Source organism: Kocuria sp. UBA1838 (assembly GCF_002338785.1).
GTDB classification, from domain to species: Bacteria; Actinomycetota; Actinomycetes; order Actinomycetales; family Micrococcaceae; genus Kocuria; species Kocuria marina.
In genome coordinates this window covers 1-24,434 of the sequence record NZ_DDIY01000006.1, presented here as the reverse complement: position 1 = coordinate 24,434, position 24,434 = coordinate 1, and the positions used below count along the sequence as shown (strand labels likewise).

Genomic DNA, 24,434 nt, shown 5'->3' with positions numbered 1-24,434 from the left:
ACCGGTCGCGGCGGAGGATCCCGTGGCCGCGGTTCCGGTCGCCGCGGTGGGTGCCGCAGCGGCGTCGTCCGGCTGCGGAGCGAGACCGAGGGCCGTGTCCACGATGTCCACGACCTCCTCCGGCGACTGCGCTGCGCGCAGGGACGCCACGAAGGGCTTCTTCATGAGGGAACGTGCGAGCTTGGACAGCAGCTTGAGGTGCTCCTGGTCCGCGCCGGCCGGTGCGGCGATGAAGAAGACGATGTCCGCCGGTCCGTCCTTGGCCCCGAAGTCCACGGCGGGGGCGAGCCGCGCCATGACCAGGGTGGCCTGCGTGACGGCCTCGGAGCGGCAGTGCGGGATGCCGATCCCGCCCGGGATCCCGGTGGCGTTCTTGGCCTCCCGGGCCAGGGCGTCCGCGGCGAGGGAATCCGCGGTGCTCGCGCGGCCCTCCCGGTGGACGGTGGCCGCGAGTGCACGGATCACACTCTCCGTGGACTCGCCCAGGTCCCGGTCCAACAGGACCAGGCCGGGATTGATCAGATCTGACATGTCGGTGCTCCTTGGCTACGGGGCGGTGGGTGGATCAGGTCCGGGGCTGCGTCTCGCGGGGCGCGGCCGGGTTCGGCGTCGGGACGTCCGGTGTCGCGGCGCTTTGCCGTGCGGACGTCAGCTGCGTGACCCGCACGGCGTCGGGCGTGGTCTGCGCGACCGTGGGCATCTGCGTCCCGGGCAGGGCGGCGGCGGCGGAGCCGTGGGCCACGGCCCGGCGCAGGCGTTCGGCCGGGGCCTCCCCGCGCTGGGCGGCCACGAGGTACCCGGTCAGGGCGCTGTCGCCGGCGCCCACGGTCGAGCGCACCGTGACGGGTTCGTGCACGGCGTGCCACGCGCCCTCGGGCGTCACGAGCACGGCACCGTTGCCGCCCAGAGTGCACAGCACGGCCCCCACGCCGCGGGCCACGAGCTCCCGCCCGGCGTCCGCTGCGGCGCGCGGATCGGCCTCGAGCGCATCGCCGTCGGTGCGGCCCAGCAGCTCCGCGAGTTCGTGGCCGTTGGGTTTGATCACGTCCGGCAGTACGGTGACACCCGGGGCGAGAGCCGCGCGCAGCACGTCCCCGGAGGTGTCCAGCGCGAACGACGGCGCGGCCGCACCGAGCGCGCCGCTCACGCGGGCGGCCAGCGCGGCGTAGACGTCCGGGGCGGGCCCGGGCGGCACGGACCCCGCGAACACGAGCCACTGCGCACCCGCGCCGCGGGAGACGATCCGTTCCACGATCCGGTCCACGGTGTGCTCGTCCAGCGGGGGGCCGGGCTCGTTGATCTTGGTCGTGGTCCCGTCCGGTTCGGTCACGGTGATGTTGGATCGCACGGGCGCACCGATGGACACGCTGTCGTAGCGCACCCCCGCGGCGTCGAGCGCGGTGAACAGCGGATCGGTGCCGTCCCCCGGGACCACGGCCACAGTGTCCACACCACTCGCGGCCAGCGCGCGCGAGATGTTCACACCCTTGCCCCCGGGGTCCTGGCGGGTTTCGCTCGCGCGCTGCACGCGACCGCGGGCCAGCGGGCCGGGCAGGTCCACGGTGCGGTCCACGGAGGGGTTGAGGGTCACGGTGATGATCATGCGAGAACCACTTCCACGTCGGCGTCTTCGAGGGCTTGGGCCAGCTCCCCCACGGGAGCGCGGTCGGTGATGAAGGTGTCGATCTGTTCGAGCGAGCAGAAGCGCGTGAGGGTCTCCTGGTCCTGCTTGCTCGCGTCGCACAGGACGACGACGCGGCGCGCGGCCTGCACGATCGTCGCCTTGACCACGGCCTCGATGGGGTCCGGGGTGGACAGCCCGAAGGAGGCGTGGGCGCCGTTGCAACCCACGAACGCGAGGTCCGGGCGCAACTGGTCGTAGTGCTGGGCGGGCCGCGAGCCGGTGGCCGCCCACGTGAGTTTGCGGATCCGCCCACCCACGAGCTCGAGCCCCACACCCTCGGCGTCCGCGAGTTTCGCCGCGATGTGCAGGGCGTGGGTAATGATCAGCTGTTCCTGCCCGCCGGGCAGGTGGTTGTCCCGGGCCAGCAACAGGTCCGCGAGCGCCTCGACCGTGGTGCCGGCATCCAGGACCACGGCACCGGCCTCGGCATGTTCGAGTACCTCGAGGGCCTTGCGGGCGATGGCCCGTTTCTCATCGGCCGCGAGGCGCGATCGGGAGTCCATCCCCTGTTCCCCGCTCGTGGACTGGTCCACGGACACGGCACCGCCGTGCACACGGCGCAGTTTCCCCTGGGACTCGAGCACGGCGAGATCCCGGCGGATCGTCTCCATGGTCACACCGAACCGTTTCGCCAGTTCCGCACCGTTGACACGGCGCTCGTGGCTCACGGTGCGTGTGATCTCCTCGTGGCGTTCTGCAGCGAACATCTTCACCTCACGGACCGGGGTGTCGGCGGTGAAACCCCTGTGTGATGTGAGCTTATGTCTGTTTATGTGGTTTTGCTAGCCCCTAACCCACATTTCCCACGCTCATGACGAGCAGGACCACGTTCAGCACCACCACGATCGCGGCGCTCACCCACCCGATGGCCGCGAGCACCGGGCCGTTGCGGAAGCGGCCCATGAGGGAGGCCCTGCCCGTGGCGCGCACCAGGGGGATGAGCGCGAACGCGATCCCGAAGCTCAGCACCACTTGACTCCCGACCAAGGCTGCAGTGGGTTCCGCGCCGAGCGCCAGGATCACGACGGCGGGGATCACCGTGATCAGCCGCCGCGCGAGCAGCGGGATGCGCCACCGCAACAGACCCGCCGTGACCACGTCCCCCGCGTACGCACCCACTGCGGTGGAGGCGAGCCCGGAGGCCAGCAACCCCAGGGAGAAGACGACCCCCACGGTGGGCCCGAGCGCGTCGGAGATCGCTTGCTGCGCACCCTCGATCGTGTCCGTGCCCTCCACGCCGTAGAGGTTCCTGGCCGCGAGCAGGAGCATCCCTATGTTCACCGCACCGGCCACCACGAGTGCCAGCACCACGTCCACGCGGGTCGCGCGCAGGAGTTGGGAGACGCGCTCTGGGGCGTGGCCCATGCCGTGACGGTCCCGGCTCAGTGCGGAGTGGATGTAGATCGCGTGGGGCATCACGGTGGCACCCAGCATCCCCGCCGCGATCACCAGGGACTCGAAGCCCTCCAGCCGCGGTACCAGACCGTCGAGCACACCCCGCGGATCAGGCGGGCCCACCACGAGTCCCCCGAGAAACCCCACCGTGATGATCCCGAGCATCCCCAGGATCACGGTCTCGAACACGCGCTGACCGCGGTGGTTCTGGAGCGCGAGCACGAGCATGGACAGCGCGGCCACGATCACCCCGCCCAGGGGCAACGGGATGCCGAACAGCAACCACAATGCGAGCGCCCCGCCGATCACCTCGGCGACGTCCGTGGCGATCGCCATGAGCTGGGCCTGGGCCCAGTAGAGCACCCGGGTACCGGGCGGCAGCGAATCGCCTAGGACCTGCGGCAGGGACAGCCCCGTCACGATCCCGAGCTTGGCGGAGAGGTACTGGATGACCATGGCCATGAGGTTGGCGAGCACGAGCACCCATACGAGCAGGTAGCCATGCCCCGCACCCGCACTCACGTTCGCGGCCACGTTGCCGGGGTCCACGTAAGCGATCGCGGCCACGAACGCCGGACCGAGTGCGGCGATGGTCCCGTGCGACGACGCCCGCGCCGTCGTACCCCCCGCACCGGTCGCGTCCTGCGGCGCTGGATTGCCCGACGTCATGGTGGCCTCCTGCTCAGGTCCACCGTCCCGCGCACCGCGTGGAACGGCAAGTTTCGGTGCACCGAAACTTTAGCGCGTGACACCCGGATCACCCGGGGTGCCCCGGTCCGTTCAGCGTGTCCCGGCCCGCGCGTATATTGGGCGCGTATTCGGCTCCCTCCGTGCTCGACGTCAGGATCGACCGTCATGCTGCTGAGTTTGTTACGCACTTTCACGCGCCCCTACGTCCCGTGGGTCGTGGGCGTTCTCGTGTTCCAACTGGCGGCCACGATCGCTACGCTCTATCTCCCGAGCCTCAATGCCCGGATCATCGACAACGGCGTGGCCCGCGGGGACACCGACTACATCTGGCGCGCCGGCGCCGTGATGCTCGCCGTGGCGTTCGCCCAGGTGATCGCTGCCGTCGTGGCCGTGTGGTGCGGTGCCCGCACGGCGATCGGTGTGGGCCGGGACCTGCGCCGGGACGTCTACCGCCGGGTCGGGCAGTTCAGCGCGCGCGAGGTCGGGAAGTTCGGGGCGCCGTCGCTGATCACGCGCACCACCAACGACGTCCAGCAGATCCAGATGCTCACCCTCATGGGCCTGAACTTCATGGTCATGGCGCCCATCATGTGCGTGGGCGGGATCGTCATGGCCCTGCGGGAGGACCCGGGGCTGTCGTGGCTCGTGTGGGTGTCCATCCCTGTAATGGGGGTGCTGCTGGGCCTCGTGGTCTCCCGGTTGATGCCGTGGTTCCGGATCATGCAGGAACGCATCGACGGGATCAACGGGGTGCTGCGCGAACAGATCACCGGGATCCGGGTGATCCGCGCCTTCGTCAAGGAGCCGTTCGAGACCGCGCGTTTTCGCAGCGCGAACCAGGACCTCACGGACATCTCCCTGCGCATCGGGGCGCTGTTCGTGCTGATGTTCCCCGTGATCAACATGGTCATGCACCTGGCCACCGCGGCCGTGCTGTGGTTCGGCGGCCACCGCGTGGACCAGGGCCAGATCCAGGTCGGGGCGCTGACCGCCTTCCTGCAGTACATGCTGCAGATCCTCATGGCCGTGATGCTGGCCACGTTCATGTTCATGATGGTCCCGCGCGCGGTCGTGTGCGCCGAGCGGATCGGGGAGGTGCTCGACACCCGCCCCACCATGCACCCGCCGCAGCGACCGGCCGTAGCACCGCGCCCGGTGGGCCACGTTCGGTTCGAGGACGTCACGTTCCAGTACCCCGGCGCGGAGGACCCCGTGCTGTCCGGGATCGACTTCGCGGCGGAACCGGGACGCACCGTGGCCGTGGTCGGGGCCACGGGTTCCGGGAAGAGCACACTTATTAGCCTGATCCCCCGCTTGCTCGATCCCGTGACCGGCCGTGTGCTGCTGGACGGGGTGGATCTGCGCGACTACGCCCCGGACGACCTCGCGGGCCGGGTGGGCCTGGTCCCGCAGCGGCCGTTCCTGTTCTCCGGGACCGTGGCGTCCAACCTGCGCTTCGGCCGCGCGGACGCCACCGACGACGAGTTGTGGGAGGCCCTGCGCGTGGCCCAGGCGGACGACTTCGTCCGCGAGATGCCCGAGGGTCTGGACGCCCCCGTGTCCCAGGGTGGGACCAACGTGTCCGGGGGTCAGCGCCAGCGGCTCAGCATCGCCCGCGCCCTCGTGGCCCGCCCCCGGGTCTACGTCTTCGACGACTCGTTCTCCGCACTCGACGTCGCCACGGACGCCCGGTTGCGCGCCGCCCTGCGCCCCGTGACCCGGGACGCCACCGTAATCACGGTGGCCCAGCGCGTCTCCACCATCACGGACGCGGACCTCATCCTGGTCCTCGAGCACGGCCGGATCATCGCGCGCGGCACCCACGAGGAACTCGTGGCCGCGAGCGAGACCTACCGGGAGATCGTCACGTCACAGCTCTCGGCCGAACAGACCACGGGAGGCGAACGGTGAGCGAGACACAGGAACCGGCCCGGAAGCCGCAGCGCTTCTGGGCCTCGGCCGGGCGGCTCGTGAAGCTCATGGCCCCGCACAAGGCGGCGCTCGCCGTCGTCGTCGCGGCCGTCGTGCTGTCCGTGGTGCTCACGGTGTGGGCCCCGCGCGTGCTGGGACGCGCCATGGACGTGATCTTCGCCGGCGTCGTCGGCAGATCCCTGCCAGCGGGCGCGAGCCAGCAACAGGTCGAGGCCGGGCTGCGTGCGCAGGGCCAGGACACGCTCGCGGACATGATGTCCGCCATGACGCTCGTCCCGGGACAGGGCGTGGACTTCACCCGACTAGGCACCCTCATCCTCGTGGTGCTCGGCATGTACACCGTGGCCTCGGTGCTCATGTGGTTGCAGGGCTACGTGCTCAACCGCGTGGTCATGCGGGTCGTGTACGACCTGCGCGAGGAGATCGAGCGCAAGGTCAACGCCCTGCCCCTGAGCTACTTCGACGCGCGCCAGCGCGGGGACGTGATGTCCCGCGTGACCAACGACGTGGACAACATCCAGACGGCGCTGCAACAGACCTTCGCGCAGCTCGTGCAGAACGTTCTGACCGTGCTCGGCATCATGGTCATGATGTTCATCGTCTCGTGGCAGTTGGCGCTCGTCGCGCTCGTGGCTCTGCCGTTGTCCGCCGTGGCGGCGGGGGTCATCGGCACCCGCTCCCAGCGGTTGTTCAAACAGCAATGGCACGCCACGGGTCAGCTCAACGGGCACATCGAGGAATCCTTCTCGGGTCACGAGCTCGTGCACGCGTACGGCCGACAGCGTCAGATGCAGCAGCAGTTCGACGAGCGCAACGAGGAACTGTACCGGGCGGCGTTCGGGGCGCAGTTCATGTCCGGGACGATCATGCCGGTCATGCAGTTCATCTCGTACCTGTCCTACGTGGGCATCGCCGTGCTGGGCGGGCTGCGCGTGGCCACGGGCCAGCTGACCCTGGGGGACGCCACCGCGTTCATCCAGTACTCCCGGGAATTCACCCAGCCGCTGTCCCAGGTCGCGGGCATGGCCACCCAGTTGCAGTCCGGCATCGCCTCCGCGGAACGCACCTTCGAACTGCTCGACGCCCCCGAACAGGAACCGGAGACGCCCACCGCCCACCTGCCGGGCACGCTGCGCGGTGAGGTGCGCTTCGACCACGTGAACTTCTCCTACGACAAGGCCGCCCTGGCCCGGGGTGCCGAGCCCCTGATCGAGGACATGTGCCTGCACGTGGCTCCGGGGCGCACCGTGGCGATCGTGGGACCCACGGGCGCCGGGAAGACCACGCTCGTGAACCTCATCCTGCGCTTCTACGAGATCGACGCGGGCCGGATCAGCTTGGACGGGATCGACATCCGGGACCTCTCCCGCCACGAACTGCGTTCACAGGTGGGCATGGTGCTCCAGGACGCGTGGTTGTTCAGCGGCACCATCCGGGAGAACATCCGCTACGGCCGTCAGGACGCCACGGACGAGGAGGTACTGGCCGCTGCGCGCGCCACGTACGTGGACCGTTTCGCGCGCGCCCTGCCGGACGGGTACGACACCGTGATCTCCGGGGACGGCTCCTCGGTCTCGGCCGGTGAGAAGCAGCTGATCACGATCGCCCGGGCGTTCCTGGCGCAACCGTCCCTGCTCATCCTGGACGAGGCGACCTCCGCGGTGGACACCCGCACGGAGCTGCTCGTGCAGAAGGCCATGGCCGCGCTGCGGGAGCGCCGCACGTCCTTCGTGATCGCCCACCGGCTCTCCACCATCCGGGACGCGGACACGATCATCGTCATGGAGTCGGGGCGGATCGTGGAGCAGGGTTCCCACGACGAGCTGATCGAGGCGGACGGGGCCTACGCCAACCTCTACAGGGCGCAGTTCAACGCGGCGGACCCCGCCTCGTGAGCGCGCACGGCGGTGGCAATCACCGCGGCGCCCGTCTACCGTGGACGTGACGGTCCACCCCACAGAATGGATGTTCACGTGACCAACTTCGCCAATGTCGAACGTCGTCATCTTGCCGCGCTGCTGCGCCGTGTGGGGCCGGACGCCCCCACCCTGTGCGAAGGCTGGGACGCCCGGGACCTCGCGATCCACCTGGTCATCCGTGATTCCCGTCCGGACGCGGTCGCCGGGATGCTCTCCCCCAAGCTGCCCGTGCTCGGGCGCCACGCCAAGTCGGTGGACGCCGACTACCGGGAGATGCCGTGGGAGAAGCTCGTGGACCTCGTGGAGCGCCCCCCGCTCTTCTCCCCGGGTCGCTGGTCCCCGATCGACAAGCGGATGAACACCGGGGAGTTCTTCATCCACCACGAGGACGTCCGCCGCGCGCAGCCTCAGTGGCACGCCCGGCAGTTGCTCAACGACGAGCAGAAAGACCTGTGGAACGTGCTCAAGCTCATGGGCCCGGCACTGCTGCGCAAGAAGTCCGAGTCCGTGGTGCTACTCGCGGGCGGTTTCGGTGCGGTGCGCGGCGGCAAGAAGTCCGCCCGGCGCGTGGAACTCGTGCGCGGTGAACCGTCCGAGCTGCTCTTGTGGGCCTTTGGCCGCGAGGAGCAGGCGGACGTGGAGAGCACCCAGGAGTAGTACCCGCCATGCAGGAAGAACCGGCCCCGCTCAAGCGGGGCCGGTTCTTCCGTGTTCTTCCTTGTTCGGGCGTTTTCCGGGTCGCCCGGACCGGGCAAGGTGCGCTCAGTCGGCCCGGACTGGCCGGGAACCCAGTTCGGAGTCCAGGCGCAACAGGCCGGGCCCGTCGTTGTGGACCAGGCGCACCTGGTCGCAGATCTCCTCCACGGTGGCCTCCTCCTCGATCTGCTCGCTGATGAACCAGTGCAGCAGGGGCATGGCATCGATGTCGCCTTCTTCCTGCGCCAGCCGGTACAGGTTGCGGATCGATTCGGATACCTTGCGCTCGTGCGCAAGCGCGGCCTCGAAGCAACCCAGGACGGATTTGTCGGCGATGATCGGACCGGCCATATCCCCGATCTGCGGATCACCGCCGCGGTCCACGATGTGGTCGATGAACTTCTCGGCGTGCGTGATCTCCTCGGCCGCCTGGGCGCGGAACCACTGCGAGAAACCGGGCAGACTCGCCACGTCCATCTCAATGGACAACTGGCGGTAGACCACGGTCGCCTGCAGCTCCATGGTGATCTGGTCGTTGAACGCTTCTGCCATTCTTCCCTTGATGTCCATGACCCCATCGAAGCAGTTTTTCTCCGGCATGGGTAGGTAGCACGCCACCGCATGACGGGTCCCGCCGCCCCGACCGGTTCCCGCGCGCCGGGTGCCCGCCCTTGGCGCGTCGTCCAGTACCATGGAGCGGTCCCGTGATCGCACTGGGCAGCAGTGCCTCCTTAGCTCAGATGGCCAGAGCATCTGTCTTGTAAACAGAGGGTCGCCGGTTCGAATCCGGCAGGGGGCTCCGAACCCGGGCACGGCGCCGTCGTCCCCGCGTGACAGACGACGAGAGCCCCGGTCGGGATGACCGGGGCTCTCGTCGTGTCGGGGGCACCGCCCGCGTCACTTCTTCTCGTCGACCGCCTTCTTCAGTGCGTCCTGGAAGTTGCCTTCCTCGTAGCGCTTGCCGTCGATGAAGATGGTGGGCGTCCCGGCCACACCGTTGTTGATGGACTCGCGGGACATCACGTTGACCATGGGGCGGTAGGTGTTCTCACCGAGCTGGCCCGCCGTCACGTTCGCGCCGTGCTTGTTGGCGATGTCCGCGATCTGCTGGTTGCTCAGGCCGCCGGTGCCCTGGTGGCTGAACAGCTCCTGGGCGAACTCCATGTACTGGTCGCTGTCGACCTGCTCGGCGACCACGTAGGCCGCGTTGGCGGCGCGGGACGAGTACTGATCGCGGGTGGCCCGGTCCAGGAAGTTGAGGTTGCGGTACTCCACCTGCACGTCACCGGCGTCCACGGCCCGCTTGATCGCGTCCGCGTTCTGCTTCTCGAAGTCGGCGCAGTGCACGCACTCGAAGTCCTGGAAGATCACGACCTGCACGGGCTTGCCGTTGCTCGCGGCCTGGTCCTGGTCCACGACCCCCGGGGGCGTCTTGGATGTGTCCGCGGTGGCAGCGGGCTCGGGCTCCTGGGAGAGGTCCCGTTCCTGGACGTCCGAGCTGTTCTGCACGATCCCGTCCTTCGTGACCGTGATGCCGCCGTACTGGTTGGCGCTCGCGGGCACGGGGCCGGCGTCGGGGATCCTGGCCCTGTTGTTCTGCCACACGACCACCCCGATGATCAGCGCGATGATCACGAGTAGCGCGATGACGGCGGCGATCAGCCCCACGGGTTTACCGTTGGAGCGGCGGGACTGCCGGTCTGCGATCTGGCGTGCCCGCTCCCGGGCCTGGTCCGAGGACGAGGAACCGGCGGTGTTGTTTTTGGAAGCCATGGGGGCCCGGGTTTCCTTCCGATGTGCTACACGGGTGTCGGTCTTCGTCCCCAGATTACCCGGGCCCGGCGGGGCCCCGATTCAGCCCGTTCCCAGCTGCCGGGGACGATGCCGTTCGGGCCCCGTCGCGGCCGCCCCGCACCGGCGTGGCGTCGTGCTCCCGCCCCGGCGGCGACTTCTCCCCCGGTGCCGGTGGTACGCACACTTAGGATGGGGGTGAACAGCCGCCCCGGGGAAGGAAGTGATCGTGTCCGCAGACCAGTCTCTTGAGAAGGTGCCCGTCCCGCAGGACGGCTACGACTTCGTGGTGGTGTCCAACCGTCTTCCCGTGGACCGGGACGTGGACGAGGACGGCAACAGCACGTGGCGCCGCTCCCCCGGCGGGTTGGTGAGCGCCCTGGCACCCGTGATGGCCCAGCGCGGCGGCGCGTGGGTGGGGTGGCACGGCGCCCCGGACGAGACGCTGGAGCCGTTCGACCACGACGTCTTCCATCTCGTGCCGGTGAGCCTGTCCGAGCTCGAGGTCAAGCGCTACTACGAGGGCTTCTCGAACGCCACGCTGTGGCCGCTGTACCACGATGTCATCGCGCCGCCCGAGTTCCACCGCACGTGGTGGTACGCCTACCGTCGCGTCAACGAGCGCTTCGCGCGCCGGGCCGCGGAGACGGCCTCCCAGGGTGCGACCGTGTGGGTCCAGGACTACCAGTTGCAGTTGGTGCCGCGCATGCTGCGTCGGTTGCGCCCGGACGTGACCATCGGGTTCTTCAACCACATCCCGTTCCCGCCCACCGAGATCTACTCCCAGTTGCCGTGGCGCAAGGCCGTGCTGGAGGGTCTCACGGGTGCGGACCTGATCGGCTTCCAGCGCCCCGGGGACGCCCAGAACTTCCAGCGCTGCGTGCGCAAGTACCTGGGGGTGCAGTTCACCAAGGGCAGCGCCCGGTTCTCCGAGGACACGGCGGACGGCGAGAGCACCGAGTGGGCCGTCAACGCGGGCTCGTACCCCATCTCGATCGACGTGGAATCCATCAAGGAACTCGCGTCGGACCCGCAGGTCCAGGCCCGGGCGCGGGAGATCCGCGAGGAGCTGGGCAACCCGGACACCGTGTTCCTGGGAGTGGACCGCCTGGACTACACCAAGGGCATCCGGCATCGCATCAAGGCCTACGGCGAGCTGCTCGAGGACGGGGAGATCTCCGTGGAGAACTCGGTGCTCGTCCAGGTCGCGAGCCCGTCGCGCGAGCGCGTGGACTCCTACCGGCAACTGCGCGAACTCGTGGAGGGCATGGTGGGGCGGATCAACGGCCAGTTCGACACCATTTCCCACACCGCCGTCCGCTACCTGCACCACGGCTACCCGTTCGAGGAGATGGTGGCCCTGTATCTCGCCGCGGACGTCATGCTCGTCACGGCCCTGCGGGACGGGATGAACCTCGTGGCCAAGGAGTACGTCGCGGCCCGGCAGGACCGCTCGGGTCGACTCGTGCTCTCGGAGTTCACCGGCGCCGCCGAGCAGCTCAAGCAAGCGGTGCTCGTCAACCCGCACGACATCGACGGGCTCAAGTCCGCCATGCTGCACGCGAGGGACATGTCCGACGCCGAGGCCCGCAAGCGCATGTCCTCGATGCGCCGGCAGGTGCTCACGCACGACGTCGTCGACTGGTCCCACCGTTTCCTCGACGACCTCGCCGCGCACGCCCCGGAGCTCGAGCAGGGCGCCGCGCCCGGGCGGGATTCCGCGCGCGACGACGGCGCCGCGGCCGACACGACGCCCGGAGCGGATCGTGACTGACTCGCTCGCGGACGCCCTCGCCACCGCGGCCACGGCCGACACCATGTTGCTGGCCCTGGACTTCGACGGCACCCTGGCACCGTTCACCGAGGACCCCGCGGATTCCCGGCCGCTGCCCGCCGCGCGGGACGCGCTCAACGCGCTCGCCGGACTGCCCCGCACCACGGTTGCGATCATCTCGGGGCGGCCCCTCGAGTTCCTGCGCACCGTGGTGGACCCGCGGCGCCGCATGGTGCTCTCCGGTTCGCACGGCGCGGAGCTGGACCTCGGCGCCGCGCCCGGCTCCGGTGCGGACACCGAGATCGAACTGACCGAGGACCAGTTGGCATTGCTGGACCGGGCGATCGATGCGACGTACGGGTTCGTGCAGCGCTACCCGGGCTCACGGGCGGAACTCAAACCCGCGGGGGTGGCCTTCCACACGCGTCCCATGGAGGACCCGGACACCGCCCGGCGAGCGCTGGACGAGATGACCGGGGCCTATGCCGCGATGCCCGGCCTGCGATTGACCCCGGGTCAGCAGGTCATCGAGTGCTCGGTGCTCAGCGCGACCAAGGGGGACGGTCTCACGGCCATCCGCGGAGCCGTACACCCGCAGGTCACGGTCTTCGCCGGTGACGACGACACCGACGAGGACGCCATGGCGATCCTGGGACCCCACGACGTGGGGATCAAGGTGGGCACCAAAGACTCCGCGACCCCGTGGCGCGTGGCGGATCCGGACGAACTGACCCGGCTGCTCACGGAATTCGCCCGGCAGCGGGCCCGTGCGGTGACTAGCATGAACTGACATGACCGCCTCCCCGCCCCCCGAGCCCGCGGCGCCGAGCCCCCCGCCCGCTCACCGCGGTGTCTCCATCAACACGGCCTTCCCGGAGCCGGGCCTGCTGGAACTGCCGTGGGACACGCCCCTCGAGGACTGGCCTGAGCAGGTGCTCGCGGCGTACCCGCGCGGGATCTCGCGCCACGTGGTGCGCTTCGCGCGGGTCGGGGAGAAGGTCGTGGCGGTCAAGGAGACCACTCAGTACTATGCCCGGCGCGAGTACGGGCTGCTGCGCAAGCTCCAACGCATGACCACGCCCTCCGTGGTCCCGGACTCGGTGGTCACGGACCGCTACTCCCCCGACGGCGAGTTGCTGCCCGCCGCACTCGTCACGGAACACCTGAGTTTCTCGTTGCCCTACCGCACGATCTTCGAGCAGGTCCCCTCACCGGGGACCATCGACCGGTTGGTGGACGCCCTCGCGTCCCTGATCGTGCAACTGCACCTGTCCGGTTTCTACTGGGGGGACGTGTCCCTGTCCAACACGCTGTTCCGACGCGACGCCGGGGAGTTTGCCGCCTACCTCGTGGACGCCGAGACCGGCGAACTGCACCCACAGCTCACGCGGGGTCAGCGCGAGTACGACATCGAGCTCGCCAGGACCAACGTGGCCGGTGAGGTCATGGACCTGCTGGCCGGGGAGCACATGCAGCAGCGCCTGGCCCAGGCCGGGGTGGATCCGGCCTCGGTGGACCCGTTCGCGGTCTCGGAACGGCTCGTGGACACCTACACCGGGCTGTGGGACGAGCTGACCGCGACCGAGATCTTCCCCGTGGGTGACCGGTGGCGGGTCCAGGCGCGCGTGCAACGGCTCAACGACCTGGGCTTCGACGTGGAGGAGGCCTCCATGGACGCGGACGAGTCTGGTCAGGTCCACCTGCGCCCGCGGGTCGTGGAACCGGGCCACCACGCGCGCAGGTTGTTGCACCTCACGGGGTTGAACACCCAGGAGAACCAGGCCCGGCGCATCCTCACGGACATCGACCAGTTCGGGCACGCGCTCTACCCCGGTCTGCCCGAGGACCTCACCGCCCAGTTGTGGATGCGCGAGATCTTCGTGCCCATCATGGCGGCCGTTCCCGCCGGGTTGCGGCGCAAACGGGAACCGGCGCAGATGATCCACGAGGTGCTCGAGCACCGCTGGTTCATGTCGGAGAAGGCCGGCAAGGACGTCCCCACGCAGGACGCCGTCCAGGACTACGTGCAGTCCTACCTGACCGAACGCCCGGACGAGAAGGACGTGTTCTAGTCCGCCGCGGGTCGCGTGGTGATCAGGTCCGTGACGGCGCGGTGCACCCGCGCGGTCCAGTTCTCGTCCAGCGAGCCGTAGCGCGCCACGTGCGCGTACGCCGCCCCCAGGATGAAATCCACGACCATGTCCAGGTCCACGGTGTCCCGGATCAGTCCCCGGTCCTTGTCCCGTTGCAACAGTTTGCGCAGCGCATCCAAGCGTGGGCGCACCACGGTGGCCCGCAGCACCTGCGCAGTGGCCGAATGTGGTTCCTGCAGCAGGGTGATGGCCACGCCGAGTCCCATGTCCCGCAGGAGGATGTCCACGGCCGCGGTGAGCGCCTGCTCCCACGTGGCGTCCAGCGCCAGCGGTGCGGTCGCGGTGACCGTGTGCTCGAGCGCGGCCTCCAACAGTTGCGTGCTGTTGGCGTAGCGACGGTAGATCGAGGTCTTGGCCACGCCGGTGCGGGCGGACACCGCCTCGATCGTGACCCGCCGGGGCCCGCCCTCCCGGAGCAGGCGCAACGCCCCCGCCACGATCTTGCGATCGGTGCGGGCCGTGCGGGGGTCCACGGAAGCGGCGTCGGCGCGTTCGGGCGCGGACGCGGATCGCGGACCAGCGGGGTGCGCGTTCATGATCAGGCGGGGACGGTGTCCCGGACGGGCGCCTCGCGGGCCGGCGCCGTGGCCCTGCGGAAGATCTGCAGTCCCGCCATGCCGGGCAGTCTGGCGATGTTCGCGTCCAACCGGTCGATCTCGTGGGCCCCACCCCCGCCACCGAAGAGGTGGCGCATCACGTGGCCCACCTCGCGGTCGTCCATGACCCCGGAGCCCACGGGGGCCCAGAACTTGCGCAGGGCGAAGCGCGTGAGGCGCTGGGCCTTGCGGGACGCTTCCAGGCGGCGCCGTGCCTGGGTCGCGTAGAAGGCCACGTGGCGGGACTCCTGGTGGGCGATCCGCTGCAGCAGCACCGCGAGCACCGGGTGCTTCTCGAGGGACGCCATGCGCCGGTAGGCCGCCACGGCGGACCACTCGTTGGCCGCACCCCACGCCATGTGCGTGGCGATGAAGTCCACGCCCACCATGTTGGACAGCAGCGACTGCTTGAGAGGCTTGAGCGACTCGGACCAGCCGAGCTTCATGCGCTTGGCCTTGATCTCGTCGTAGTCCACCACGATCCCGTGCATCCCGAGCACCTCCGCGAGTGCCTCACCGTGCCAGTACTCCTCGCGGTTCCACATGGTCATGAAGGTGGAGACGTCCTGGTCCTGGTGGGACGGCGTGACGAGCATGTCCCGCATGTAGCACACGGTGTGGTATTCGACGTCGCACATGTAGCGCAGGCAGCGCAGCGAGTCCTCGGACAGCGGGTTGGTCAGAAACTCGTCCATGTCCAGGTCCGACCACTTGACCCGCGCCGAGGTCTCCGCGAACTTGTCGATGTTGAACGCCATGACTCAGACCTTCCTCCAGTCCTCTACGGGCCAATGGGCCTTCTTGGCACGCCGGTACAGGGGCAGGTCGGGGTTCACCGCGTACGGGTGGCCCACGAGGGACAACCAGCTCACGTCCGCCACGGAGTCCCCGTACCCGTACGAGCGGCTTAGGTCCAGGCCGTGGTCCTGCGCGTAGCGCTTGAGCCACTGCGCCCGGGCCTCATCCACGAGCGGCGGGGCCGCCAGGTACCCGGTCAGCACGCCGTCCACCTGGTCCATCCGCCCGGCCACGACGTCGTCGAACAGTTCAGCGACGGGGCTCACGAGCAGGTCCAGGGACCCGGTCACGAGCACCGTGCGGTGCCCCGCACGCCGGTGTTCCTCGATCCGTTCGAGTGCTCCCGGGCGGATGCTGTTCTCCACGACCCGGCCGAGCGACCCGTTCATCAGTTCCTCGACCCGCGCCACGGGCACGCCCGCGTAGCGGCGCAGGAACGCCCGGATGAACTCGCCCCGATCGCGCCGTTCCGCCTTGATGTAGGTGGGGGCGTTGCCGAACAGTTCGGTGAGTTCCGCGGGCCACTGCAGCGGGCTCAGCTCCCGGCGGCGCAGTTGCGCGTACTGGGTGATGATGTTGCCCGAGGCCACGGTGCCCTCGAGGTCGAACACGGCCACGACGTCCGTGCCCTCGTTCAGTCCCCGACTGCGCACGGCCCGCTTGTGCGACGCCGCCTTGGCCCGGGTGTACGCACGGGTCATCTCGGTCAGTGCGGGCAGGTGCACTCTCTGCCAGTAGTCCCGCCAGTCGATGGCCCGCACGTCGAAGTGCTGGTCCTCGGGCGTGCCCTGCGGCAGGGAGCGGTCCAGTTGCCGCGTGTGGGTGTCGTCGAAGATCATCTCCGTGCGCGTGTAGTTCTGGTACAGGTCCACGTAGGTGCGCAGCGAGCCCAGCCCGGTCTGCATCCGGTGCAGGGAATTGGTCCACTCGCGTGTGCGCGCCGTGGCCGGCAGCACCGAGCTCAATCGGCTCCCCGCGGCGGCCAGTTTCTCCTTGACCGCGAGCCCGCGTTCCATCGAGTTGTTCGCGGGGAACTTCCACTCGGGCACCGCGATGGGATTGCCATGGGAGTCCTCGAGCGGGCGCTCGCGGAAGTACGAGCGCACGCTCTCGTACATCTGGTGGAACGGCAGGGGGTTCGAGGCCCCCGAGCACACCTGGTAGTACCGCGCTGCCGGATCCTGGGCGTCCCGCAGCGTGGGTACCCCATTGGCTTCCCGGTGCCCCTCCCTCACGAGGGCCACGATCGCGTTGACCACGAAGTCCACAGGGATCACGTCCAGCACCGAGTCCGGCAGGCCCGGGAACTCGGGCAGCGCGCCCTTCGCGTACGCCATGATGAGCGGGTCCGCGACCTTGTAGCCGTCGATCCACCCCGGGAAGGGGTGACGCAGGGCGGACTCGATGATGGACGGGCGCACGATTGACAACGGGTGCCCGGCTCCGGCCCACTTCTGCTCCGCCACACGCTCGCCCAGGGCCTTGGTGAACGTGTAGATGTCCGTCCACCCCAGGGACTGCGCGCGCGTGCGGCCGTGGTCCACGAGCCGGGAGCGCACCCACTCCAGGCGTGCTTCCTCGGCGGCGCGGGCCACGGACTTGGGCCCCTCCTTGCCGCGCGTGCTCGTGGCGCGCCGGATGAACGACTCGAGACGCTCGGGTGAGCGGGACTCCACCTGGGCGGTGTCCGCGGCGCGGACGGCGGCGTCGTACTCCACCTGCCAGTCCACGTCGTGATCCACCGAGGCCTCCGGGCGCAACCCCTTGGCGATCCCGCCCACGTAGCACGTGGACACGTGGATCACGTGGGGGTCCTGACCTGTGCTGCGCAGCGCGTCGTAGAGCCCCACGGCGCCACCCACGTTCGTGCGGAACGCCTCGTCGATGGGTGGGTCGAACGAGACCGTGGACGCGGAGTGCACCACCACGTCGAAGGGTTCCGCGATCTCCCGCAGCCCCGTGAGGTCGCCCTCGAGCACGCTCGTGCGGGCGTCGAAGATCTCCTGAGCGCGTTCCGGGCCCACGGCGTCCCGCCAGGTCTTGAAGGACGGCTTGCGCAACAACTGCTTCAGGCGCGCCTCACCGGACTGCGTGCCCTTGGGTCGGACCACCGCCGTCACGTGGATGTCGTCCGAGCCGGAGAGCAGGCGCTCGAGGACGGCCTGGCCCAGGAAGCCCGTGGCCCCCGTGAGCAGGACGCGAGTCGTGGTGGTCTGGGTCAACGGGATCCTCCGGTGCTTGGGAACGGGTGCGCCGTGGGCGCGGTGGCCACCCGCGCCGACCGCGACGCGGGTGGAAGGGTCTGGTGGGGAGCGTATCGACTCAGTCGCCACTCGCGTTCCACGGCCCGGCGCAGGGGTTCGCTGCCCGCGGTGCCCGGCGTGGCCTGCAAGGGCTCGTCCGCGAGCGCGAACAGTTCGCGTCGCTGCGCGACCGTGGGCGCCAGGTCCCGCAGGAACCGGCGCGCGTGGGCGTGGGACAGGCCCACGGGCCGCAGCGGGTGGAATGCGAAGGTCAGGTAGGCGCGGGCGAAGCGCTGGGCGCGCGGGTCGGTACGGACCCGCGCGGTGGTCTCCTCGGCGAAGAAGCGTTCGTGGGTGGCCTTCACCTCGGCCACGCGCCGCAGCAGCGAGGACAGTTCCGGGTGCCCGGCGCGGCGTACGAGCATCCGCAGGACCGCGCGGGTGCTCGCTTCCTGGGACCAGCCGCGCGCGGTCTGTCCCGCGACCACGGCCTCCCCGGAGAAGTTGGTCCACACGGAGTCCACCATGGGCGAGAGGTTGTTCAGGGCGGTCTCGACCCGCTCGACCCACGAGTGCTCGGGCGGCTGGGGAGCCCCGGCGTGCGGTCCGTGGGCGTCCAGGACGGCTTGATAGGCGTCCGCGATCCAGTGCCGCTCGTACGCCCACGTGGTCAGGAACGCGGCGACCCGCGACTCCTTGTTGGTGTAGCTGACCACCACGGAACGCACCTGGCCCATGGTGGAGCGTTCCATGTCCCGCAGGTAACGCAGGTCCTCGAGCACGGCCGGGTCCAGGGGTGCGCGGTCGAAAGCGGCGAGGTCCAGCTGGGGTCGGAGGCTGCCCTGCGCGCGGTACGTGAAGTCCTTGACGTCGAAGCCCGAGCGCAGCACGATCGGTTGTTCCACGGGCCCGTAGAGCCGGCCCTGGCGATGCCGGGCGAGGTAGGACTGCTGGCTCACGGGACGCTCCTTCGATACTCCGTCATGGCTCGCCGAGGGGCGCTCACGCCGGGCCGGGGGACGCTGCGCTACGCCTACCGTAGTGTATCTTAGTGGCATGCTTACCGCTCTCGTGACCGGTGGGACGTCAGGCATCGGTGCCGCGTTCGCACGTTCCCTCGCCCGCAGAGGCTTCAACCTGGTCCTGGTGGCCAGGGACACGCAACGGCTCGAGAGCACCGCCCGGGAGCTCGGCGCCGCACACGGGATCCACGTGGAGACGCTGACCGCCGATCTGGCCGAGACCGAGGACCTGCTGCACGTGGCCGAGCGGCTCGAGGACCCCGATCGTCCCGTGGACATGCTCGTGAACAACGCGGGCTTCTCGGTCAAGGTGCCCTACACCGCCCAGGACTTCTCCCAGCACGAGGCCGGTTTCCAGGTCATGTGCGCGGCCGTCGCGCGACTCTCGGGGGCCGCGGCCCGTGCCATGACCGCCCGCCACTCGGGGTGGATCGTCAACGTCACCTCCACCTCGGGCTGCGTGACCATGGGCGACTACTCCGCGATCAAGGCCTATGCGACCGCCATGACCGAGTCGCTCGCCGTGGAGCTGCACGGCACGGGGGTCCACGTGACCGCCCTGCTGCCCGGGTGGGTCCGCACCGAGTTCCACAGCCGCGCGGGCATCACCGGCTCCTCGATCCCCGACTTTATGTGGCTCGACGCGGACCGGCTCGTGGAGGAGGCCCTCGCGGACGTGGCCCGCGGCAAGGTGATCTCGGTGCCCACGCTGCGCTACAAGGTCATGGTCACCGCGCTGCGCCACCTCCCGCGCCCCACCGTCCGGTGGATCTCCCGTCAGATCTCGAGCGTCCGACGCCGCGAGCTCCAGGCCTGATCCCATGCCACCCCAGGATTCCTCCCCGCAGCACGACGGCACTCCCGCCCGGCGTCCGCGCGCCGCGTCCCGCCAACGCCCCGGCTCCACGCCTCGGTCGACCCCGGAGCCCCACCCTCGCGTGTTGGACTCCCTCGAGGGCCACACCGGTCGGCAGGAACCCGATCCGCCCGCTCCCCCGGCGGAGTCCGCGGATCTCACGGCGACCCACTACACCCAGCCCGTGCGCCGGATACTGCGCCGGATCACCCAGACCGTCTTCTTCCGGGGGATCGTCAACCGCACGATCACCCGCACCAACGTGGTGGATCCCGCGGCCTACGGGGTCAAGGGCACGTGCGTGGTCGTCGCGAACCACTCGAGCCATCTGGACGCCCCGCTCGTGATGAGCGGCGTGCCGCACTACATCTCCCGCGATCTCGCGACCGGGGTGGCCGCGGACTACTTCTTCACCGCGTGGCACAAGAAACTGTTCACGCAGCTGATCTTCAACGCGTTCCCCGTGGATCGTCGCGGTGAGGGCGCGAACAAGGGCCTGTCCAAGAAGCTGCTGGCCGCGGGTGTCCCGCTGCTGATCTTCCCGGAGGGGACCCGCTCGAAGACCGGGAAGATGGCCCCGTTCAAGGTGGGAGCGGCGTCATTGGCGCTGGCGATGCAGGTGCCGGTCGTGCCCGTGGCCCTGATCGGGGCGCACGAGGCCATGCCGCGCGGTACGAGCTGGCCCCGCCGGGGCCGCCCGCCGGTGGTCGTGGCCGTGGGTGCACCCCTGCGAGCGCGGGGCAACGAGAACGCCTACAGCTTCAACGAGCGCATCGAGGCCGCGGTGCGTGCGCTGTACGCTGCGAACCGGCACAGAATCCAGGACTAGTCGGACCCAGGAAAGAGGTTGTCCCTCAGTGGCACACGTGAAGCATCAGAAGTGGTGGGGCTGGGGCGAGGAAGGCGTGTTCTTCGACTACCAGAACAAGCCGGCCTTCGCGCCGTTCGTCAAGAACGCGATCGGGGTGTCCCTGCGGCCGCGCGAACGGGACACCGTGGACTTCGCCACGGTGCGGGTCCCGGCGTCCACCGCGTCCGAGGACGTGCTGACCGTCCTGCGCGGGATCAGCGGCGCGGAGCACGTGTCCGTGGACGACGAACTGCGCATCGTGCACTGGGCCGGCAAGTCCGTCCTGGAACTGATGCAGACACTGCGCAATGATTTCGCGCGCGTCCCGGACGCGGTGGTCTACCCCGGCTCCGAGGACGAGGTCACCGCGATCCTCACCGCCGCCGTGGAGCACGACCTCGTGGTGATCCCCTTCGGGGGTGGCTCGAGCATCTCGCGCAGCCTCCAGGCCGAGGCGGACGAGACCCGCTGCATCGTGTCCGTGGACATGGGCCGGTTGAACAAGGTGCTCGAGATCGACGAGACCTCCGGGCTCGCGACCATCCAGGCCGGCGTGCTGGGCCCGGAGATGGAAGAACAGCTCAACGCCCGCGGGTGGACCCTGGGCCACTTCCCGGACTCGTTCGCCCACTCTACGCTCGGCGGCTGGGCAGCCACCCGCTCCTCCGGCATGCAGTCGGACAAGTACGGGGACATCGCGGACATCGTGCGCGGCCTGCGCATGGTCCGCCCGTCCGGCACGGTCGTGCTGCGCTCCCTGCCCTCGACCTCCACCGGGCCCAGCCTGCGCGAGATGATCATCGGCTCTGAGGGCCGGCTCGGGATCATCACCGAGCTCACCGTCCAGGTGCACCGGTTGCCCCAGGAGCACGAGGTCATCGCCTACATGTTCCCCACGTGGCAGCAGGCCCTGACCGCGGTGCGCCAGTATACCGAGGCGGAGATCCCCCTCACGTTCGCCCGCGTGTCGGACGCCCACGAGACCGCGTTCTCCTTGGCCACGCAGAAGGCCGCGACCTCCGTCAAGGGCAAGCTCGCCGCCAAGGGCCAGGACGCCCTGTGGGCCGTGATGCGCAAGCGCGGGTGGGACACGGACGCCATGTGCATTTCGTACGTGTGCTTCGAGGGCACCCCCAAGGACGTCGCCGAGCGCAAGAAGGCCGTCGCGAAGATCGCCAAGGCCCAGGGCGCCGTCGTCCTGGGGTCGGGGCCGGGCGCGCTCTACGACCAGAAGAAGTTCGACACCCCGCACCTGCGCGACTTCCTGCTCGAGCAGAACACGGTGGGGGACGTCTCCGAAACCGCCGCGCCGTGGTCGCGCCTGACCACGGTCCATAAGGCCGCGTACGACGCCGCTCAGCGCGCCTACGAGCGGATCGGCAAGACCGGCTGGATCATGTCCCACATGTCGCACTCGTACCACTCGGGGGCGTGCCTGTACTTCACGTTCGCCTACGTGTTCGACGACGAGAAACCGTACGAGGAGTACGAGATCGTCAAGTCCGCGATCCAGCAGTCCTTCGTGGACTCGGGTGCCACCCTGTCCCACCACCACGGCGTGGGCGTGGAGCACCAGCCGTGGATGGAGCAGGACGTCTCCCCCGAGGGTGTGGCCCTCATGAAGGGGCTGTTCCACGCGGCGGATCCGGGAACGAACTTCAACCCGGGCAAGATCGTGTCCTGATCCGACCCACCCATGCCGCAGGCCCCGCTCCCGGTTCACCGGGGACGGGGCCTGCGCCGTCAGGCTCCCGAGGTGTACTTTCGGGCCGCTTCGGCGTACCAGTCCAGGACCTCGGCGTCCTCCGCGGTCGCGCGGTTGACGCTGCTCGGGTCCGCGCCCTGGAAGAGCCTTTTGACGGGGATCTCCAGCAGCTTGCCCGTACGGGTGCGGGGAACGGCCGGGGCCTCGATGATCTCGTCCGGGACGTACCGCGGGGAGATCTTCTCGCGGATGGCCCGCACGATGCGTTCCTCAAGCTCCTGCGTGAGCCGCGTGCCCGGTTGCGGTACCACGAACAGGGGCATGTAGTAGTCCCCGTCCGCGAGCTCCGCCCCGATCACCATGGACGCCGCCACGCCGTCCACCTGGTCCACCACATGGGTCAGATCGGCCGAGCCCATCCGGATCCCCCCGCGGTTGATCGTGGCGTCGGATCGCCCGTGCACCACGAACGGGCCCTCCGAAAGCTGGGTGACCCAGTCCCCTTGCCGCCACACGCCGGGGAACATGTCGAAGTAGGCCGCGTGATACCGGGAGCCGTCCGGATCGTCCCAGAAGAACACGGGCATGCTCGGCATGGGTCGGGTGATCACGAGTTCCCCCACCTGGTCGTACACCCGCCGTCCCTCGCGGTCCCACGACTGGGCGTCCACTCCCAGGTACGGGCCCATGAGCTCGCCCTTGTACACGGGTTGATATGGGTTCGTGCCGATGAACGCGCTCGTGACGTCCGTGCCGCCCGAATCGGATCCGAGACGCACCGTGTCGGACACGGATTCGTACACCCAGTCCCACGTGGCATCGGGCAGCGGTGAGCCGGTCACGAGGATCGATTTCAGCGCGGAGAGGTCCATGCTCACATTGGGTCCACGCCGGCGCGCTGCATCATGGCCAGTACGCCCGCTCCCGTCCCGAAGAACGTGGCCCCGTTGCGCGCCGCCAGCTCGAGGGACTTCTCCGGTCCCCCGTACACGGGTGAACCGTCGTAGGTGATGATGCGGGAACCGGTGAGCAGGATACCAACGAGCATGTTCCAGACCATCCACGTGGTGGCCACGGCGTAGTACGCGATGTCCTCCGGTCCGAGACTGGCGTGCAGCCCCAAGGCCTTCAGGAACTCCAGGACCACCCCGCCGTGGGAATGCACAATCCCCTTCGGTTTACCCGTGGTTCCCGAGGAGTAGAGGATCCACAGGGGATGGTCGAAAGGGAGCTGCTCGTACCGCGGCGTCACGTCGTGCCCGCTGATCTCGGAAAAGCGCAGCGACCCCTCCGGCAGGGCGCCCACCTTGTCCCGCGGTTGTTGGTCAACCACGATCAGTTGCTCCACGGTGGGCAGGACCTCGAGCAAACCGGCGTAGCTCCCGGTCATATCCCGCAGCGACCCGCCGAACTCGTAGCCGTCCACCACGAACAGCACCCGCGGTTCGATCTGCGCGAAGCGGTCCGCGACCCCGGACGGCCCGAAGTCGGTATTCACCACCGACCACACGGCACCCACGGACGCGGTGGCCAGCATGGCGATCGCAGTTTCCGGAAGGTTGGGAAGTACAGCGGCCACCCGGTCCCCCGGGACGATCCCGAGATCACGCAATTGTTGCGCCACGGAGGCCACTCGGGCTTCCAACTCACCCCAGGTCCAGGTGTCCGGTGCACGTGATTCGTGCTCCCCGATGATGGCGACGTCGTCCGGCCGGGTGCGGGCCGCCCGTAGCGAGTTCTCAGCGTAGTTGAGGCGTGCACCGGGGAACCACTGAGCGCCGGGCATCCCCGTATGCGCCTCCGAGCTCTCGGAGGTACTCAGTGCCTGTTCCCCCGGCCGGGAAGCCACGACGTCGAAGTAGTCCCAGACGCCCTGCCAGAACTCGTTCATCTGCTCCACCGACCACGCGTGCAGTGAGGGATAGTCCGGGAGCTCGATCCCGTGCCGGCGTTCTGCCCACCGGGCGAAGTCGAACATCCGCGAGCCACGAATGGAGTCCTCCGAGGGGGTCCACAGTGGCGTTCTCAGGCCGTCATTCAATGAAGTGTTCATGGCCCCATCGTTGCATCCGCGGTGAGCGGCGTCACGCAAGGCGTCACCGGGATGCGATGTGGCGACAACGGGAATCCTTCGTTGAATGCCCATTCCCGGAACGGAAGGAGTAAGGACTCAGAGAGGCTCCCCATGGGACACATGGAAAAAGCCCCCGGGCTGGGGGCGTGTGCTGGTGATCGTGCGTGCATCGGTGCTCGCGAGTGGGCTTCGTGTTCGTGGGTGGGCTTGGTGTTCGCGCCGGTGCTCTGGAATGGGCGTGTTAAATGGTGGGAGG

At 69.2% G+C, this 24,434-nt stretch carries 21 protein-coding genes and 1 tRNA gene; 10 read left to right on the top strand and 12 right to left on the bottom strand.

The genetic code is table 11. The features are described 5' to 3' along the window. The 4 genes from B3I25_RS03340 to B3I25_RS03325 all read right to left on the bottom strand — a co-directional run. On the bottom strand, window positions 1-531 hold a 531-nt coding region (locus B3I25_RS03340; protein WP_286737802.1), incomplete at its 3' end, for a PTS sugar transporter subunit IIA. A gap of 34 nt (window positions 532-565) precedes the next feature. Then, window positions 566-1,603 (bottom strand): 1-phosphofructokinase family hexose kinase, encoded by a 1,038-nt coding sequence (locus B3I25_RS03335; RefSeq protein WP_286737801.1) that lies wholly within the window; start codon window positions 1,601-1,603, stop codon window positions 566-568. After that, window positions 1,600-2,391 (bottom strand): DeoR/GlpR family DNA-binding transcription regulator, encoded by a 792-nt coding sequence (locus B3I25_RS03330; RefSeq protein ID WP_098055863.1) that lies wholly within the window; start codon window positions 2,389-2,391, stop codon window positions 1,600-1,602. Before B3I25_RS03330 ends, B3I25_RS03335 begins: the two co-directional genes overlap by 4 nt. Before the next feature lie 82 nt (window positions 2,392-2,473). Then, window positions 2,474-3,748, bottom strand: coding sequence for an Nramp family divalent metal transporter (locus tag B3I25_RS03325; protein WP_098055866.1), 1,275 nt, complete (start codon window positions 3,746-3,748; stop codon window positions 2,474-2,476). 186 nt (window positions 3,749-3,934) lie between these two features. Here B3I25_RS03325 and B3I25_RS03320 point away from each other — a divergent pair, with 186 nt between their 5' ends. From B3I25_RS03320 to B3I25_RS03310, 3 genes are all read left to right on the top strand, one after another. After that, window positions 3,935-5,680, top strand: a complete 1,746-nt coding sequence (locus B3I25_RS03320; RefSeq protein ID WP_098055869.1) for an ABC transporter ATP-binding protein — start codon at window positions 3,935-3,937, stop codon at window positions 5,678-5,680. Then, window positions 5,677-7,596 carry an ABC transporter ATP-binding protein gene (locus B3I25_RS03315; protein ID WP_098055872.1) on the top strand — a complete coding sequence of 640 codons (1,920 nt, stop codon included), beginning with the start codon at window positions 5,677-5,679 and terminating at the stop codon, window positions 7,594-7,596. The genes B3I25_RS03320 and B3I25_RS03315 overlap by 4 nt, the downstream gene beginning before the upstream one ends. Before the next feature lie 78 nt (window positions 7,597-7,674). Next, window positions 7,675-8,277: a TIGR03085 family metal-binding protein gene (locus tag B3I25_RS03310; RefSeq protein WP_231885636.1), complete on the top strand. Its 603-nt coding sequence runs from the start codon at window positions 7,675-7,677 to the stop codon at window positions 8,275-8,277. Window positions 8,278-8,382: 105 nt separating this feature from the next. Here B3I25_RS03310 and B3I25_RS03305 read toward each other — a convergent pair whose 3' ends face one another. Beyond that, window positions 8,383-8,886 carry a ferritin gene (locus B3I25_RS03305; RefSeq protein WP_064846618.1) on the bottom strand — a complete coding sequence of 168 codons (504 nt, stop codon included), beginning with the start codon at window positions 8,884-8,886 and terminating at the stop codon, window positions 8,383-8,385. Window positions 8,887-9,041: 155 nt separating this feature from the next. Here B3I25_RS03305 and B3I25_RS03300 point away from each other — a divergent pair. Further along, window positions 9,042-9,115: transfer RNA gene (locus tag B3I25_RS03300), tRNA-Thr, on the top strand. 98 nt (window positions 9,116-9,213) lie between these two features. Here B3I25_RS03300 and B3I25_RS03295 read toward each other — a convergent pair. Then, window positions 9,214-10,089, bottom strand: coding sequence for a DsbA family protein (locus B3I25_RS03295; RefSeq protein ID WP_064846617.1), 876 nt, complete (start codon window positions 10,087-10,089; stop codon window positions 9,214-9,216). 247 nt (window positions 10,090-10,336) lie between these two features. Here B3I25_RS03295 and B3I25_RS03290 point away from each other — a divergent pair, with 247 nt between their 5' ends. The 3 genes from B3I25_RS03290 to B3I25_RS03280 are packed head-to-tail and all read left to right on the top strand — an operon-like array spanning window position 10,337 to window position 13,953. Beyond that, on the top strand, window positions 10,337-11,881 hold the full coding sequence (locus tag B3I25_RS03290; RefSeq protein ID WP_098055890.1) for an alpha,alpha-trehalose-phosphate synthase (UDP-forming): 1,545 nt from the start codon (window positions 10,337-10,339) through the stop codon (window positions 11,879-11,881). After that, window positions 11,874-12,671, top strand: a complete 798-nt coding sequence (gene otsB, locus B3I25_RS03285; protein ID WP_286737800.1) for a trehalose-phosphatase — start codon at window positions 11,874-11,876, stop codon at window positions 12,669-12,671. The genes B3I25_RS03290 and otsB overlap by 8 nt, the downstream gene beginning before the upstream one ends. Before the next feature lies 1 nt (window position 12,672). Further along, on the top strand, window positions 12,673-13,953 hold the full coding sequence (locus B3I25_RS03280; RefSeq protein ID WP_098055877.1) for a DUF4032 domain-containing protein: 1,281 nt from the start codon (window positions 12,673-12,675) through the stop codon (window positions 13,951-13,953). On the opposite strand, the gene B3I25_RS03275 is transcribed toward B3I25_RS03280, so the two are convergent. From B3I25_RS03275 to B3I25_RS03260, 4 genes are read right to left on the bottom strand one after another with little or no spacing between them, the layout of a single operon-like run. Continuing rightward, window positions 13,950-14,570, bottom strand: coding sequence for a TetR/AcrR family transcriptional regulator (locus B3I25_RS03275; RefSeq protein WP_286737798.1), 621 nt, complete (start codon window positions 14,568-14,570; stop codon window positions 13,950-13,952). The two genes, B3I25_RS03280 and B3I25_RS03275, sit on opposite strands and share 4 nt — an antisense overlap. Before the next feature lie 2 nt (window positions 14,571-14,572). Continuing rightward, complete coding sequence (locus B3I25_RS03270) at window positions 14,573-15,388, bottom strand: hypothetical protein (protein ID WP_064846613.1); 816 nt, start codon at window positions 15,386-15,388, stop codon at window positions 14,573-14,575. Window positions 15,389-15,391: 3 nt separating this feature from the next. Then, complete coding sequence (locus B3I25_RS03265; RefSeq protein WP_286737797.1) at window positions 15,392-17,650, bottom strand: HAD-IB family hydrolase; 2,259 nt, start codon at window positions 17,648-17,650, stop codon at window positions 15,392-15,394. Then, window positions 17,647-18,630, bottom strand: a complete 984-nt coding sequence (locus B3I25_RS03260) for a hypothetical protein (RefSeq protein ID WP_286737796.1) — start codon at window positions 18,628-18,630, stop codon at window positions 17,647-17,649. Before B3I25_RS03260 ends, B3I25_RS03265 begins: the two co-directional genes overlap by 4 nt. 97 nt (window positions 18,631-18,727) lie before the next feature. Here B3I25_RS03260 and B3I25_RS03255 point away from each other — a divergent pair, with 97 nt between their 5' ends. The 3 genes from B3I25_RS03255 to B3I25_RS03245 are packed head-to-tail and all read left to right on the top strand — an operon-like array spanning window position 18,728 to window position 22,083. After that, entirely contained in the window at window positions 18,728-19,510 is a 783-nt protein-coding gene (locus B3I25_RS03255; RefSeq protein ID WP_064846610.1) for an SDR family NAD(P)-dependent oxidoreductase, read from the top strand. Between the two features lie 4 nt (window positions 19,511-19,514). Next, complete coding sequence (locus tag B3I25_RS03250) at window positions 19,515-20,378, top strand: lysophospholipid acyltransferase family protein (protein WP_286737795.1); 864 nt, start codon at window positions 19,515-19,517, stop codon at window positions 20,376-20,378. 28 nt (window positions 20,379-20,406) lie between these two features. Continuing rightward, the gene (locus tag B3I25_RS03245; RefSeq protein ID WP_286737794.1) at window positions 20,407-22,083 is read left to right on the top strand and encodes an FAD-binding oxidoreductase; all 1,677 of its coding nucleotides are present in this window, start codon (window positions 20,407-20,409) and stop codon (window positions 22,081-22,083) included. Window positions 22,084-22,142: 59 nt separating this feature from the next. Here B3I25_RS03245 and B3I25_RS03240 read toward each other — a convergent pair whose 3' ends face one another. Continuing rightward, window positions 22,143-22,976, bottom strand: coding sequence for an AMP-binding enzyme (locus B3I25_RS03240; protein WP_286737952.1), 834 nt, complete (start codon window positions 22,974-22,976; stop codon window positions 22,143-22,145). Between the two features lie 2 nt (window positions 22,977-22,978). Then, window positions 22,979-24,157: an AMP-binding protein gene (locus B3I25_RS03235; protein WP_286737793.1), complete on the bottom strand. Its 1,179-nt coding sequence runs from the start codon at window positions 24,155-24,157 to the stop codon at window positions 22,979-22,981. Window positions 24,158-24,434: the final 277 nt, after the last annotated feature.

Bases quoted from the DNA above. Each gene is read 5' to 3' on its own strand.
- B3I25_RS03335 (WP_286737801.1), bottom strand. From the start codon at position 1,603: ATGATCATCACCGTGACCCTCAACCCCTCCGTGGACCGCACCGTGGAC.
- B3I25_RS03330 (WP_098055863.1), bottom strand. From the start codon at position 2,391: ATGTTCGCTGCAGAACGCCACGAGGAGATCACACGCACCGTGAGCCAC.
- B3I25_RS03325 (WP_098055866.1), bottom strand. From the start codon at position 3,748: ATGACGTCGGGCAATCCAGCGCCGCAGGACGCGACCGGTGCGGGGGGT.
- B3I25_RS03320 (WP_098055869.1), top strand. From the start codon at position 3,935: ATGCTGCTGAGTTTGTTACGCACTTTCACGCGCCCCTACGTCCCGTGG.
- B3I25_RS03305 (WP_064846618.1), bottom strand. From the start codon at position 8,886: ATGGACATCAAGGGAAGAATGGCAGAAGCGTTCAACGACCAGATCACC.
- B3I25_RS03295 (WP_064846617.1), bottom strand. From the start codon at position 10,089: ATGGCTTCCAAAAACAACACCGCCGGTTCCTCGTCCTCGGACCAGGCC.
- B3I25_RS03280 (WP_098055877.1), top strand. From the start codon at position 12,673: ATGACCGCCTCCCCGCCCCCCGAGCCCGCGGCGCCGAGCCCCCCGCCC.
- B3I25_RS03275 (WP_286737798.1), bottom strand. From the start codon at position 14,570: ATGAACGCGCACCCCGCTGGTCCGCGATCCGCGTCCGCGCCCGAACGC.
- B3I25_RS03270 (WP_064846613.1), bottom strand. From the start codon at position 15,388: ATGGCGTTCAACATCGACAAGTTCGCGGAGACCTCGGCGCGGGTCAAG.
- B3I25_RS03255 (WP_064846610.1), top strand. From the start codon at position 18,728: ATGCTTACCGCTCTCGTGACCGGTGGGACGTCAGGCATCGGTGCCGCG.
- B3I25_RS03250 (WP_286737795.1), top strand. From the start codon at position 19,515: ATGCCACCCCAGGATTCCTCCCCGCAGCACGACGGCACTCCCGCCCGG.
- B3I25_RS03240 (WP_286737952.1), bottom strand. From the start codon at position 22,976: ATGGACCTCTCCGCGCTGAAATCGATCCTCGTGACCGGCTCACCGCTG.
- B3I25_RS03235 (WP_286737793.1), bottom strand. From the start codon at position 24,157: ATGAACACTTCATTGAATGACGGCCTGAGAACGCCACTGTGGACCCCC.